At 60.3% G+C, this 14,289-nt stretch carries 10 protein-coding genes; all 10 read left to right on the top strand.

Going from position 1 to position 14,289, the window contains the following annotated elements:
- Window positions 1-9: 9 nt before the first annotated feature.
- The 10 genes from V6093_RS10480 (at window position 10) to V6093_RS10435 (ending at window position 14,108) form a co-directional block, all read left to right on the top strand.
- Window positions 10-1,764, top strand: a complete 1,755-nt coding sequence (locus V6093_RS10480; RefSeq protein WP_047604196.1) for a flagellar hook-basal body complex protein — start codon at window positions 10-12, stop codon at window positions 1,762-1,764.
- A 72-nt stretch (window positions 1,765-1,836) separates the two neighbouring features.
- Entirely contained in the window at window positions 1,837-2,025 is a 189-nt protein-coding gene (locus V6093_RS10475; protein ID WP_265978559.1) for a hypothetical protein, read from the top strand.
- 205 nt (window positions 2,026-2,230) lie between these two features.
- The gene (locus V6093_RS10470) at window positions 2,231-2,971 is read left to right on the top strand and encodes a flagellar basal body rod protein FlgF (RefSeq protein WP_012051600.1); all 741 of its coding nucleotides are present in this window, start codon (window positions 2,231-2,233) and stop codon (window positions 2,969-2,971) included.
- A gap of 48 nt (window positions 2,972-3,019) precedes the next feature.
- Window positions 3,020-3,805 (top strand): flagellar basal-body rod protein FlgG, encoded by a 786-nt coding sequence (gene flgG / locus V6093_RS10465; protein WP_012051601.1) that lies wholly within the window; start codon window positions 3,020-3,022, stop codon window positions 3,803-3,805.
- Window positions 3,806-3,841: 36 nt separating this feature from the next.
- Window positions 3,842-4,537, top strand: coding sequence for a flagellar basal body L-ring protein FlgH (flgH, locus tag V6093_RS10460; protein WP_012051602.1), 696 nt, complete (start codon window positions 3,842-3,844; stop codon window positions 4,535-4,537).
- Window positions 4,538-4,549: 12 nt separating this feature from the next.
- A complete protein-coding gene (locus V6093_RS10455) occupies window positions 4,550-5,659 on the top strand; it encodes a flagellar basal body P-ring protein FlgI (protein ID WP_004575771.1) in 1,110 nt (369 codons plus the stop codon).
- An 11-nt stretch (window positions 5,660-5,670) separates the two neighbouring features.
- Window positions 5,671-6,825: a flagellar assembly peptidoglycan hydrolase FlgJ gene (gene flgJ, locus V6093_RS10450; protein ID WP_047604194.1), complete on the top strand. Its 1,155-nt coding sequence runs from the start codon at window positions 5,671-5,673 to the stop codon at window positions 6,823-6,825.
- Between the two features lie 12 nt (window positions 6,826-6,837).
- On the top strand, window positions 6,838-8,868 hold the full coding sequence (gene flgK, locus V6093_RS10445; protein WP_047604193.1) for a flagellar hook-associated protein FlgK: 2,031 nt from the start codon (window positions 6,838-6,840) through the stop codon (window positions 8,866-8,868).
- 13 nt (window positions 8,869-8,881) lie between these two features.
- Window positions 8,882-10,465, top strand: coding sequence for a flagellar hook-associated protein 3 (locus tag V6093_RS10440; RefSeq protein WP_047604192.1), 1,584 nt, complete (start codon window positions 8,882-8,884; stop codon window positions 10,463-10,465).
- A 76-nt stretch (window positions 10,466-10,541) separates the two neighbouring features.
- Window positions 10,542-14,108, top strand: a complete 3,567-nt coding sequence (locus V6093_RS10435; RefSeq protein ID WP_108078341.1) for a glycosyltransferase — start codon at window positions 10,542-10,544, stop codon at window positions 14,106-14,108.
- Window positions 14,109-14,289 lie beyond the last annotated feature (181 nt).

Genomic DNA, 14,289 nt, shown 5'->3' with positions numbered 1-14,289 from the left:
AGCGAATTCATGTCTTTCAATATCGGCCTTAGCGGTCTGTACGCAGCCAACAAACAACTGGATGTCACCGGCAACAACATCGCCAACGTCAATACCACGGGGTTCAAGGCCTCGCGTGCCGAGTTCGCGGATGTTTATGCGGGCGCCAACCGTCTGGGTGTGGGCAAGAACCAGGTGGGCAATGGTGTGCGACTGGCAGCCATTTCCCAGCAATTCACCCAGGGTGATGTAAACACTACGGGCAACGCGCTGGACATGGGTATCCAGGGCCAGGGCTTCTTCGTGCTGTCTGACAACGGCTCGAAGGTTTACACGCGGGCTGGTTCTTTCCAGCCTAGCAAGGACAACTTCGTCGAGACCTCCGATGGCCTGCGCCTGCAAGGTTACATGGCGGATGCCACCGGCAAGATCCAGAAAAGCGGCCTGACCGACCTGAAAATCGACACATCGGCATTGCAGCCCAAGCCGACCTCGTTGATCGATCAGGGTATCAACCTGAACTCCTCGGCGGCCTCGATTCCTTTCCAGGTGTATGACAACACCAAGCCGCCAGCCATGGCTGCATTCGACCCTGCGGACCCAAGCACTTATCAGCGCTCTAGCACCAGTACCGTGCTGGATGCTGACGGCGTTCAGCACGAAGTGCAGCAGTACTACCGCAAGACCGATACCAACGAATGGACCATGTACACGCTGGTCGATGGTCGAAACCCGTTCGATCCAGCCAGTACCACCCCGCTGGCCGGCACCATCAACTACAACAGTGATGGCACCATCAGCTCCATGCTGGCCGACACCACGGGTGTGCCAAGTGGGGCGTCGTTCACTGTCAGCAATGGTGCATTTGCCATGACCGGCTGGGTGCCGGCCGCTCAGGATGCGAATGGCGACTGGGTTGCCAGTGGCGCGGCAGGTACTGACCAGGCGCTGGGTGTTACCTCGCCTGCCTTGGTGGCGAACAAGCCGTTCGACCCTTCTGACGATACGACCTATACCCGCTCGTTCCCGACCAAGGTGTATGACAGCCAGGGCAACGAACACACCATGGAGCAGTTCTACCGTAAGACGGGCACCAACGAGTGGACCATGTACACGCTCGTTGATGGGCGTAACCCGTTCAATCCGGGGAGTACGGAGCCACTGGTGGGCACGATCGCATTCAACAGTGATGGTTCGGTCAACTCGATGACGGCCGACAATACGGGGCATCCGGTGGGCACCTCGTTCACGGTCGTCAACAATACCTTCAGCATGATTGGCTGGGTGCCGGCAGCCGAAGATGCTTCAGGTAACTGGAGTGCCAATGGCGCGGTGGGCGATGCTGCCGGCATGAAAATGTCGATGGCCAGCACCACCTCCTACAACACTGAAACTGCGCGCATGTCCCAGTCTCAGGACGGTTATGCCACGGGCATTCTGTCCAACCTGAGCATCGACGCGACAGGTGTATTGTTCGCCTCCTTCAGCAATGGCCAGTCGCGCGCCATTGGCCAGGTAGCGCTGGCGAGTTTTGCCAACGAGCAGGGGCTGCAGCAAATCGGCAGTACCCGTTGGACCGAGACCTACAACTCTGGCATTCCGGGTATCGATTCGCCGAAAACCGGTACTTTGGGTGCGATCGAGTCCAACTCCCTGGAAGGTTCCAACGTCAACCTGACGCAAGAGCTGGTTGATCTGATCAAGGCGCAAAGCTACTACCAGGCGAACGCCAAGACCATTTCGACCGAAAGCACCGTGATGCAGACCATCATTCAGATGACTTGATCGTCATCGTTTGAGTGAGTGCAGGCGAACCCCTTTCTCGTGAAGGGGTTCGTTGTTTTTGCAGGAGGGGTGATGAAAAGGCTGTTTGTCGGAATGCTGCTCGCCTGCTGTCTTGGTCAGGTGCAGGCGGCGCCAGCGCCTTACTGGCGATGGGAAAGCCTGGTAGATGGGCGTCTGGTGTGTTCCCAGTGGTCGCCAGGTGAAGGCTGGAGACGCTTTGCCGGGCCCTACAGCAATGCGCGTTGCCGTGACCTGCCGTAGGCACAGGTTTGCCTGCAAATGAAACCTTTTTGCCGCCAACGGCAAAACAGCGCCGGATAACCGGCGGCCGTCGCTGCATGGGCTTTCTCAACTGCCCGTATTCATGGGCTTTTTCCTGCTTTTAGCAAGTTGGTTCGGAACTTGCTTTAGCCCCTGTAGAGCAACGGCGAACGGCAAACGGCCGCCAGTGCAATGGAGGATGATTGTGGACAAGATGCTTTATGTGGCCATGACCGGGGCTAGCCAGAACGCGCTGGCGCAGAAGGCTCATGCCAACAACCTGGCCAACATTTCGACCAATGGTTTTCAGCGTGACCTGGAGCAGGCGCGCTCGATGCCGGTGTTCGGTGACAGCTTTCCGGCGCGTGCCTTTGCCATGACCGAGCGCCCAGGCACTGACTTCAGTGAAGGCCCGATGGTGGAAACCGGCCGTGACCTGGATGTGACTGTGAGCGGTAACGGTTTTATCGCCGTGCAGGCGCCAGATGGCAGCGAAGCGTATGTGCGTACCGGTAGTCTGAACATCGATGCTCTCGGGGTATTGCGTACCGGCAACGGTATGCCTGTGCTTGGCAACGGCGGCCCGATTGCCATCCCGCCCGAGCAGAAGGTCGAAGTCGGCTCCGATGGCACCATCAGCATCCGTTCCATGGGTGAAGACCCGCGCGTGATGGCGGAAGTCGACCGCATCAAGCTGGTCAACCCCGACACCAAAGGCCTGACCAAGGGCCAGGACGGGCTGATTCACACCTCGTCCGGCCAACCCGCGGATGCCGACGTCAACGTGCGGGTGGTTTCAGGTTTTCTGCAGGGCAGCAACGTCAATGCTGTCGAGGAAATGACCTCTGTACTGGCGCTGTCCCGCCAGTTCGAACTGCACGTCAAGATGATGAACGCAGCCAAGGAAGGCGACGAAGCCATGGCGCGTGTTTTGCAACTCGGCTAACCACATTTGAACGGGTGCCGTAATTCAGGCGCACGAGGAGAACACTAAATGCTTCCGGCTCTCTGGGTCGCTAAAACCGGCCTGTCCGCACAGGACACCAACCTGACGGTCATCTCCAACAACCTGGCCAACGTCTCGACCACCGGCTTCAAGCGTGATCGTGCCGAGTTCCAGGACCTGCTGTACCAGATCAAGCGTCAGCCAGGCGCGCAGTCTACCCAGGACAGCGAACTGCCGTCGGGCCTGCAGGTCGGTACCGGTGTGCGCATTGTCGGCACGCAGAAAAACTTCCAGACCGGTAGCTTGCAGACCACGGAAAACCCGCTGGATATGGCTGTCAATGGCCGTGGTTTCTTCCAGATCCTGCAGCCTGACGGCACCGTCTCCTACACCCGCGACGGTACGTTCCACCTGAACTCCGATGGCCAGATCGTCAACGCCGATGGTTTGGCGCTGGAGCCTGCCATCGTGGTCCCGAACGACGCCCAGACCTTCACCGTCGGGCAGGACGGCACCGTGTCGATCACCACCGCCGGCAACCCGGCTGCGCAGGTTATCGGCAACATTCAGACCGCCGACTTCATCAACCCGGCTGGCCTGCAGGCGATGGGTAACAACCTGTTCCTGGAAACCGCTGCCAGTGGTGCACCGCAGGTCGGCACTCCGGGCCTCAATGGCTTCGGCACTACCCTTCAGCAGACGCTGGAAAACTCCAACGTCAGCACGGTGGAAGAGCTGGTGAACATGATCACCACCCAGCGCGCCTACGAGATGAACTCCAAGGTCATCTCCACCGCCGACCAGATGCTGTCGTTCGTTACTCAGCAGCTCTAAGCCCTGTCGCTTTGTTACACCCGTGAGGTTTGCATCATGAATCGTCTGTTGTCCGTGTTCGCCCTGGGGGGGGCGGTGTTGCTGGCAGGTTGCGTCGCACCGACGCCCAAGCCCAACGACCCGTACTATGCGCCGGTGTTGCCGCGCACCCCGTTGCCGGCAGCGGCCAACAACGGTTCGATCTACCAGGCCGGTTTCGAGCAGAACCTGTACAGCGACCGCAAGGCGTTCCGGGTGGGTGACATCATCACCATCACGCTCAATGAGCGCACGTCCGCCAGCAAGAACGCGGGCTCGCAGATCGCCAAGACCAGCAAGACCGACATCGGCCTGACTTCGCTGTTTGGTACCACGCCCAACACCAATAATCCGTTCGGTGGCGGCGACCTTTCGCTGGAGGCCGGTTACAGCGGCGATCGCGCCACCAAGGGCGACAGCAAGGCTACCCAAGGCAACACGCTGACCGGTTCGATCACCGTCACCGTGGCCGAGGTGCTGCCCAACGGCATTATCGCCGTGCGCGGCGAGAAGTGGCTGACCCTGAACACCGGCGAAGAGCTGGTGCGCATTGCCGGCATGATCCGCGCTGACGATATCGCCACCGACAACACCGTGCCGTCCACCCGTGTGGCCGACGCGCGCATCACCTACTCCGGTACCGGTTCGTTCGCCGATGCCAGCCAACCCGGGTGGCTGGACCGCTTCTTCATCAGCCCGCTTTGGCCTTTCTGAGTACGGATGACCATGTTCAACGTAAGGCAGCTGATTGCCACAACCCTGCTTTTGTCCTGCGCCTTCGCTGCCCAGGCCGAGCGTCTGAAGGACATTGCCAGCATCTCTGGCGTACGTTCCAACCAGTTGATTGGTTACGGCCTGGTGGTGGGCCTCAATGGCACGGGTGACCAGACCACCCAGACGCCGTTCACCCTGCAAACCTTCAACAACATGCTGTCGCAATTCGGCATCAAGGTGCCGGCCGGTTCCGGCAACGTACAGCTGAAGAACGTTGCCGCAGTGTCGGTGCATGCCGACCTGCCACCGTTCGCCAAGCCGGGCCAGGTGGTGGACATCACCGTGTCGTCGATCGGTAACTCGAAAAGCCTGCGCGGCGGCAGCCTGTTGATGACCCCGCTCAAGGGTATCGACGGCAATGTCTACGCCATTGCCCAGGGCAACCTGGTCGTGGGCGGCTTTGATGCCGAAGGTCGTGACGGCTCGAAGATCACTGTCAACGTTCCGTCGGCCGGTCGTATTCCGGGTGGTGCCAGTGTCGAGCGTGCGGTGCCGAGTGGCTTCAACCAGGGCAATACCCTGACCCTGAACCTCAATCGCCCCGACTTCACGACCGCCAAGCGCATCGTGGACAAGGTCAACGACCTGCTCGGCCCCGGCGTGGCCCAGGCCGTGGATGGTGGTTCGGTGCGAGTCAGTGCGCCGATGGACCCAAGCCAGCGCGTGGATTATCTGTCGATCCTCGAAAACCTCGAAATCGACCCGGGCCAGGCGGTGGCCAAGGTCATCATCAACTCGCGTACCGGTACCATTGTCATCGGCCAGAACGTCAAGGTGTCGCCGGCGGCGGTAACCCACGGCAGCCTGACCGTGACCATCACCGAAGACCCGATCGTCAGCCAGCCGGGGGCCTTCTCCAATGGCCAGACTGCCGTGGTGCCACGCTCGCGGGTCAATGCCGAGCAGGAAGCCAAGCCGATGTTCAAGTTCGGCCCAGGCACCACGCTGGATGAAATCGTCCGCGCGGTGAACCAGGTGGGCGCAGCGCCCGGCGACCTGATGGCGATCCTCGAAGCCTTGAAGCAGGCCGGCGCCTTGCAGGCCGACCTGATCGTGATCTGAGGACGGCGCGGATGAACAGCAAAAGCCTGGTTTCCGGCAGTGCCGACAGCGGTGCCTACACCGATCTCAATCGCCTGAGTTCGCTCAAGCATGGCGACCGCGACAGCGATGCCAACGTGCGCAAGGTAGCCCAGGAGTTCGAGTCGCTGTTCATCAGCGAAATGCTCAAGGCCTCGCGCAAGGCAAGCGACGTACTGGCCGACGACAACCCGATGAACACCGAAACGGTCAAGCAGTACCGTGACATGTATGACCAGCAACTGGCTGTGAGCATGTCACGCGAAGGTGGTGGTATCGGGCTGCAGGATGTGCTGGTGCGCCAGCTGTCGAAGAACAAGGCCAGCCAGGCCAGCACCAGCCCGTTTCCACGTACCGAGGGCAACGCCCCGGCGCTGTGGGGCAACAAGGTGGCCGAGCCCGTGCATGCCACCCAGTCGACCGCCACCCGCAACGACGTCGCTGCACTCAACGCGCGTCGTCTGGCGCTGCCGAGCAAACTCACCGATCGCCTGCTGGCCGGCATCGTGCCATCGGCGGCCACTGCAAATACCGCCACTGTGCCTGCCCGTGACGGCCAGCAAGTGGCCAAGGCCTTCGCCGTGCCGGACAACGGCCTGCGCATTGTCGGCCGCGCCGTGGCCCAGCCGCCGCTTGCACCGAACAAGGCCTTTGGCGACAGCGATGAATTCGTCGCCACCATGCTGCCGATGGCCGAACAGGCGGCCAAGCGCATTGGTATCGATCCACGCTACCTGGTGGCCCAGGCTGCACTGGAAACCGGGTGGGGCAAGTCGGTCATGCGCAACACCGATGGCAGCAGCAGCCACAACCTGTTCGGCATCAAAGCCACTGGCAACTGGGACGGCGGTGAGGCGAGGGCGATTACCAGCGAGTACCGTGATGGCCAGTTCGTCAAGGAGACGGCGGCGTTCCGTTCGTACGATTCCTACCAGGACAGCTTCCACGACCTGGTGAGCCTGTTGCAGAACAATTCGCGCTATCAAGATGCGGTGAAGGCCGCCGATAAACCAGAGCAGTTCGTGCAAGAGTTGCAAAAGGCCGGGTACGCCACCGACCCGAATTACGCCAGCAAGATCTCGCAGATCGCAAGACAGATGAAGTCGTACGAGCACTACGCAATGCTCGGTACTGCAACGAAACTTTAAGGGCATGGAACCATGGCGAGTCTGATCAACATTGGTATGTCGGGGCTGGGTGCCGCGCAATCGGGGATGTACACCCTCGGTAACAACATCGCCAACGCCGATGTCGAAAGCTACTCGCGCCAGCAGAACGTGCAGAAGACCAAGGGCGGCCAGCAGGTCGGCCAGGTTTTCATCGGCAGTGGCACCACCCTGGCGGACGTGCGCCGGGTGTACAACGCGTTCATCGAGAACCAGCTGCGCACGACCACCTCGCTGAGCAGTGAGGCGTCCTCGTACCTGGATCAGATCACGCCGCTGGATACCTCGCTGTCCAGTAGCGATACCGGTATTACCGCCGCGCTGAAAACATTCTTCACTGCCATGCAGGATGCGGCGGCCAAGCCGGCGGAAGACTCTTCGCGCCAATTGCTGTTGTCCAGCGCACAGTCCCTGGCCAAGCGTTTCAACACCTTGTCGTCACAGCTCAATCAGCAGTTGAGCAACGTAAACAGCAACATGGCTGGGATTGCCGATCAGGTCAACAACCTGACCAAGACCATCGCAGAACTGAACACTCAGATCACGCGGGTCAGTGCTACTGCCGGCCAGCCCAACGATCTGCTTGACCAGCGAGATGGTGCGGTGCGTGAGCTTAACAAGCTGATTGGCACCGACGTGGTCGAGCGTGAAGGCAACTACGATGTTTACCTGAAGAACGGGCAGGCGCTGGTACTGGGCAAGACCACCCAGACCTTGGGCGTGGAGCCGAGCGCGGCCGACCCGACCCGTTCGAACCTGATCCTCAACCGCGGCTCGACCAAGATGGACATTACCAGTAGCGCCACGGGTGGCGAGCTGGGGGGCTTGATCCGCTACCGTACCGATACCCTCGACCCGGCCCTCAATGAGCTGGGGCGCGTGGCGCTGGCAGTGGCCGATGCCATCAACAGTCAGCTTGCCCAGGGTGTCGACAAGAACGGCAACTTCGGCGCCACGTTGTTCGGTGATATCAACAGTGCCAAGGCCATCAGTGAGCGCAGCATCGCCAAGTCGACCAACAGCGCTGGCTCCGGCAACCTGGACGTCACCATCAAAGACCCCGGCAAGCTGTCTACCAGCGATTACCAGGTAACCTTCACAAGTGCCACGGGCTACAGCGTGCGTAAGCTGCCGGAAGGTACCGAGATGGGCCGCTATGACCTCAGTGATGACCCCGCACCTGTGATCGACGGTTTCACCTTGTCGCTCAACGGTGGTGGCTTGGCTGCCGGCGACAGCTTCAAGATTACCCCGACTCGCAATGCCGCTGCAGACATCGAAACTGTCCTTACCGACCCCAAAGGCTTGGCGCTGTCGTCACCGCTTACCGCCACCAGTGGCTCGGGCAACAAAGGCACCGGCGTGATCTCCCAGCCCACGCTGACATCGAAACTTGACATCTATGATGCTGCCCAGCGTTCGCAGTTGCAGACGGGTCTGACCTATTCGACCCCGGTCAAGCTGGTGTTCGGTGACAACACCACTTCGCCCCAGGCTTACAAGATGTACGACGCCAAGGGCACTGAGATCGGCAGCGGCACCATCGTGCCGGGCCAGGAGAACAAGCTGCAATTGTCGGTGCCGATGGTGGATGGCAATGGCAACTCGCTGGGCGGCAACTTCACCTTTGAAATGAGCGTTTCCGGCGCGCCACAGAACGGCGACAGCTATACCGTGGGCCTGACCGGCGCAGGCTCGTCAGACAACCGCAATGCTCAGGCGATCATTGACCTGCAGACCAAGTCCACGATCGAAGTGGGTGCCAATGGCAAGGGCATCAGCTTCACCGATGCCTACGCCAAGCTGGTGTCCAACGTCGGTGGCAAGGCCGGCCAGGCGCAAATGGACAGTGATGCCACCAACGCATTGCACACCTCGGCGCTGGACAGCCGCAACGGCCTGTCGGGCGTGTCGGTGGACGAAGAGGTCGGCAATCTGGTCAAGTTCCAGCAGTACTACACCGCGTCGTCGCAGATCATCAAGGCGGCCCAGGAAACCTTCGCCACCCTGATCAACAGTCTTTAAGGAGCCGTAGATCGTGAGCGTACGCATTTCTACTTCGCAGTTTTACAACACCAGCAGTGCCAACTATCAGCGCACCTTCGCCAATAGCGTGAAGAGCCAGCAGGAGTCCAGCGATGGCATTCGTGTGCGCTCCGGCAAGGACGACCCGGTGGGCGCCGCACGTTTGTTGCAGCTTGAGCAGCAGCAGAGCATGTTGAACCAGTATTCGACCAATACCGTCAATGTGCGTAACGCGCTGGGGACTGCGGAAAGTACCCTGACTTCGATTGGTAACGTACTGCAGCGTGTGAATGAGTTGGCCATTAGTTCCGGTAACGGTGCGTTCACAGATGCTGATCGAAAGGCCAATGCTGACGAACTGGCTTCGTTGGAAGATCAGCTGTTCAACCTGATGAATAGCCGGGACGAAAGTGGCAAGTACATTTTCTCGGGCTCCAAGGGCGATACGCCGCCTTACGTTCGCAATGCGGACGGCACCTACAGTTACCAGGGCGATCAAGGCAAGTTGAACCTGCAGGTGGGAGACATGCTCAGCCTGGCTGCCAACGAAACCGGTTATGACGCCTTCGAGCAGGCGCTCAATACCAGTCGGACCCAGACTCAGCTGACTGCGCCGGCGGTCGATGATGGGCGTATCAACCTGTCCAATGGTCAGGTTGCTGGTAGCTCTACCTACAATGATCGGTTCCGTAGCGGCGAGCCGTACAAGATCGAGTTCATCAGCAGTACCGAGTACAAGATCACCGACGTCAATAACAATGACGTCACGCTCGAAGCCAGCCAGGGCGGCAAGTTCGACCCCAATGGCGACAACGCGACCATCAATTTCCGCGGTGTCGATCTGCGCCTGGACATCACCTTCAAGGATGGTGACAAGGGTAATGAAGATGCCGTTATCGCAGGGCATACCTTCAGCCTGAGCTCCAAGACCGATGAGATTTCCGGCTCCCGCAGCCCTGGCAATACCTCTTCCGATCAGGTGACGGGCGCGACCATCACCGATCAGGCCGCATACAAGGCTGCCTTCCCGGGCGGTGGGGCGGTGCTCAAGTTCACTGGCAGCAGCACCTTCGAACTGTACGCCACGCCGGTCAAGGCTGACAGCCGACCGGTGGCCTCGGGTACGTTGGGCGGGCCGGGCGGTACCACCGCCACTGCGGCAGGGGTCAGCTTCGAGTTGTCTGGCACACCGGACGCCGGGGACTCGTTCGCGGTCAAGGTCGATACCCATCAGACCCAGAACATCCTCGACACCATCGGCAAGCTGCGTACCGCCCTGACCAGCCCGGTGGACGACGACCCGGTGGCCCGACAGAACTTCCTCGCCTCGCTGGATTCGGCGATTGGCAACATCGCCAGTGCCACCAACCAGGTATCGTCGTCGGTCAGTGCGATCGGTGGCCGTGGCCAGGCGCTGGATGTGCAGGTCGAGACCAACGAGGCGCTGAGCACCGAGAACACCAAGACCCAGAGTTCGATCCGCGAAAGCGACCCGGCCGAAGTGATGCTGCGCCTGCAGATGCAGACCAACATGCTGCAAGCGTCACTGCAGGCCTATGCCAAGGTCGCTGGCTTGTCGTTGGTCAACTATATCTGAGTTGACGCCTATCGGTTCATTTCTGTGCGCCATGCCGAAAGGTCTGGCGCACAGTCATTGTTAAAGGTCTTGCGCTGTGATTGAGCTCCCTCTCGTCAGTATTGTCATCCCCGCCTTCAATCCCCGTTACTTCGCCATGGCCCTGCAGAGCGCGGTGCTGCAAACGCAGCAGCGGCTTGAGGTTGTGGTCAGCGACGACAGTGAGGGCGACGAGATCGAGGCCATGGTGGCGGCGGTGCAGGTGCCAGAGGGCGTTGCGCTTCGCTATGAGCGTAATGCCTCGCGGCTGGGCTTCGCGCAGAACCTGGTGCATGCACTGGAGTTGGCGCGTGGTGACTTTGTCAAAGTGCTTTGCGATGACGACAGGCTTTTTCCGCTGTGCGTTGAGCGACAGGTACAGGTGCTGCAGGCGCATGACGATGTGACATTGGTCTTGGCGCAACGGATGTTTGCCGATGCCAGTAACTACGTGTTGCCGATGCGCTTGAACAACGCACGCTTTGCCAGCATTGATAGCCTGTTCAATGGCGGCGATATGCTTGCCCTGCTCGATGGCCGGCCATTGAATTTTCTGGGAAATTTTTCTGGCGCATTGCTGCGTCGTGAGCCGGCACTGGCGTTGCTGCACGCGTTGACGCAAGCGCAGAACGGCTTTGTCGCCTTGCTTGACCAAGCGCTTTTCTGTTGCCTGCTGCGTCGCGGCAATTTCGTGATGCTTAGCGATGTGTTGCTGATCGAACGTTTGCACCCAGAGCGTCTGAGCAACCAGGCGCCGGTCATCGAGGCCCTTGCCCCCGAGTGGGGGTGGCTGCAGCAAATGTTGTCGCAACGGGGGAGCGAGGCGCCGCCTGCGGTTGGCTGGGTGCGCTACGTGACCTTGGACGGTGCGACCGACGCCCGGCGAGACTGGCAGGAAATGAACATGGTGCTGCTCTTGAGCAATTGGCAGACCTGTATGCTCGGGCGTATCGGCAGTGATTGCGACAGTTATGAACAGCTCTACCAGCAGTGGCTGGCCGGCCGCCAGCTCAATCCGGCTCAGCGCCGGCAACTGCCGCGCACTATCCAGTCCTGGCCACGTCAACCGCGCATCAAGGTACTGGTCATCGATGCTGATGGCCGTGAGCAGGCTGTCCGCCACACGCTCGATAGTCTGAATCAGCAGCTCTATGGCGCACAGGCCTGCATCGTCCTGTCGAATATGGAGTCGGATGTGTCGCTGCCGGTGACGCATGTCGCCCTGGAAAGCGACTGGCCACGCCAGCTCAACCAGTTGCTCAAGGCAGGCCATGACGCCGACTGGGTCTATCTGCTGCGGGCGGGCGACCGACTCAGTGAATCCGCCTTGCTGTTGCTGGCGGAGCGCATTGCAGTGTTGCCGGGCCTGATGTGTGTTTATGGCGACGAGGGTGCTTGGGTCGATGGTCTGGCTTGCGAACCGGTGTTCAAACCGGATTTCAATATCGACCTGATGCGCAGCTATCCCTATGTGGGACGTGCTCTGGCCTTCGATTGCAACGCACTGAACGCGCTGGGTGGCCTTGATCCGTCTTTCGGTGAGCTGGCCCCGCATGATCTGCTTTGGCGCATGGTGGAAGCCCATGGGCCGCAGGTCATCGAGCATATTGCCGAGCTGCAGATGCAGTCGGAGTTGAGTTTCGCCCAATGGCTGTCGCAGGAGCAAGTGATCCGGCAAAGCCCGCGGATTGTCAGTGCGCATCTTGACCGAATGGGGGTTGCCCATTGCATGGGTCATGATACGTTGCCCTTGCTCAATCGGGTGGAATACCTTCATTCAGAGCAGCCGTTGGTTTCGATCCTGGTGAGCTGTGGCACCGATCTTGGCGCGCTGCAGCAGTGTGTGATGAGCCTCATGGAGCGTACGGTTTATCCGCGATATGAGCTGTTGCTGCTGGCCGAAGACGGCATGGATCCGCCCATGGCTGCATGGCTTGCGGCCATGACCGAGGTCGGCAATTCGGTCATGCGAGTGTTGGGGGCAGGGCTCGGTGGCGATGCCGCAACGTTGATCAATGCCGCCAGCAGGCAAGCGCTCGGCGACTACCTGGTGATGGTCGCCGCCGATCTGCAGGTGGCCGACGGGCAGTGGTTGAGCGAGTTGTTGCTGCATGCCCAGCGACCCGAGGTGGCGGTGGTGGGCGGCAGGGTGCTGAATGAGTCTGGCAAGCTTGTGCATGCGGGCATTGTGCTGGGGGTCAACGATTCTGCAGGTCCGGTGTGTGTCGGCGAAGACGGCCATGGCCGTGGCTATCTGCAGCGATTGCAGGTGGTGCAGAACTGGAGTGCGGTAAGCGGCGCCTGCATGATGGTGCGCAGGGCCTTGTTCGAGGAGCTGGGTGGCCTGGATACGCCGCGGTTCTCCTCGGGGCTGGCCGAGATCGACCTGTGCATGCGTGCGGGTAGCCAAGGTTATCTGGTGGTGTGGACGCCGTATGCAACCTTGCATTCGCAAGCGCGCGAGCTGTTGCAGGTGCCTGTGGCCGAGCGGCAGATCCAGGAAGACGCCTTCTCTGAACGCTGGTTGCCAGCCGTAGCGCGAGATCCTGCCTACAACCCTAATCTGAACCTGATGTTCGCCAATTTCAGCCTCGACCCTGGCCAGCAGGGTGGCTGGAGCCCTTTCTGTGCCCGGGCGGTGCCTAGCGTTCTGGCGTTACCGGTCAATGCCTCGGCGGTGGGGCAGTATCGTGTCATTCAGCCTTTCCATGAGCTGGAAATGGCAGGCCACATCGTCGGGCGGGTGGCTTACGAAGTGCCGAGTGTGGTGCAACTCGCCCGGATCGATCCCGACGTGATCGTCGTGCAGTTGCGGCACAATGAAGAAACCGTCCGCGATATCGGGCGCATGGCGCGTTTCTCCAACGCCCGACGAATCTTCGAGATCGATGACTATGTAGTCAGTACACCCAAGAAAAACAGCCATGCACGCAACAAGCCCAGTGATATCGAACAGCACCTGCGCAAAGGTATCAGCCTATGCGATCGCGTGGTCGTGACCACCCAGGCGTTGGCCGATGTGCTGTCGGATATGCATCAGGATATTCGCGTCGTGCCCAACATGCTGGACCCTGAGCGCTGGGCAGGTCTACGCAGTCACCGGGCCATATCGTCGAAACCGCGCGTGGGTTGGGGCGGTGGTACAAGCCATGGCGGGGACCTTGAAATCATCGCCGAGGTGGTGCGAGAGCTGGCCGCGGAGGTGGAGTGGGTGTTCTTTGGCATGTGCCCTGATGTGCTCAAGCCTTATGTGCACGAGTTTCATCCGCTGGTGGGGTTGCAGGCCTACCCGTCGAAATTGGCAAGCTTGAACCTCGACCTGGCCTTGGCTCCTCTGGAATTCCATGTGTTCAACGATTGCAAGAGTAACTTGCGCCTCCTCGAGTATGGTGCCTGTGGCTATCCGGTGATCTGCACCGATACCGCTGCCTATCGAGGCGATCTGCCTTGTACGCGTGTGCGCAGCAACAGTACCCGGGAATGGGTGGATGCCATTCGCATGCACCTGCACGATCCCGATGCCAGTTATCGATCGGGCGATGAGCTGCGCGAAGCCGTACAGCGCAATTTCATGCTGCGCGCAGACAACCTCCAGCATTGGCAGTGGGGTTGGCTGGCAGACTGAAACCAGCCCCGGATCTTGCCTTGCCCGAGCTATTGGCGCACTTCCTGCAACTTGCCCGTTAAGCGTCATAAACCCGTCTCCACCTGAGTTACGGCAGTGAGGCGGCGAAAAAATCGTTGGGTGATTTGAATGTACACAACCGTGCCACGGGGCTGACCCGTGGCGGGCCGTTGGGTCGCAG

This window comes from Pseudomonas putida group bacterium ESBL64, from assembly GCF_045277175.1.
GTDB lineage: Bacteria > Pseudomonadota > Gammaproteobacteria > Pseudomonadales > Pseudomonadaceae > Aquipseudomonas > Aquipseudomonas alloputida.
Note: the sequence above shows the minus strand (reverse complement) of the source record. Positions and strands in the feature narration are given on the sequence as shown.

Excerpts from the sequence above, each read along its gene's own strand:
- V6093_RS10480 (WP_047604196.1), top strand. The coding sequence starts at position 10 with ATGTCTTTCAATATCGGCCTTAGCGGTCTGTACGCAGCCAACAAACAA.
- V6093_RS10475 (WP_265978559.1), top strand. The coding sequence starts at position 1,837 with ATGAAAAGGCTGTTTGTCGGAATGCTGCTCGCCTGCTGTCTTGGTCAG.
- flgG (WP_012051601.1), top strand. The coding sequence starts at position 3,020 with ATGCTTCCGGCTCTCTGGGTCGCTAAAACCGGCCTGTCCGCACAGGAC.
- flgH (WP_012051602.1), top strand. The coding sequence starts at position 3,842 with ATGAATCGTCTGTTGTCCGTGTTCGCCCTGGGGGGGGCGGTGTTGCTG.
- V6093_RS10455 (WP_004575771.1), top strand. The coding sequence starts at position 4,550 with ATGTTCAACGTAAGGCAGCTGATTGCCACAACCCTGCTTTTGTCCTGC.
- flgJ (WP_047604194.1), top strand. The coding sequence starts at position 5,671 with ATGAACAGCAAAAGCCTGGTTTCCGGCAGTGCCGACAGCGGTGCCTAC.
- flgK (WP_047604193.1), top strand. The coding sequence starts at position 6,838 with ATGGCGAGTCTGATCAACATTGGTATGTCGGGGCTGGGTGCCGCGCAA.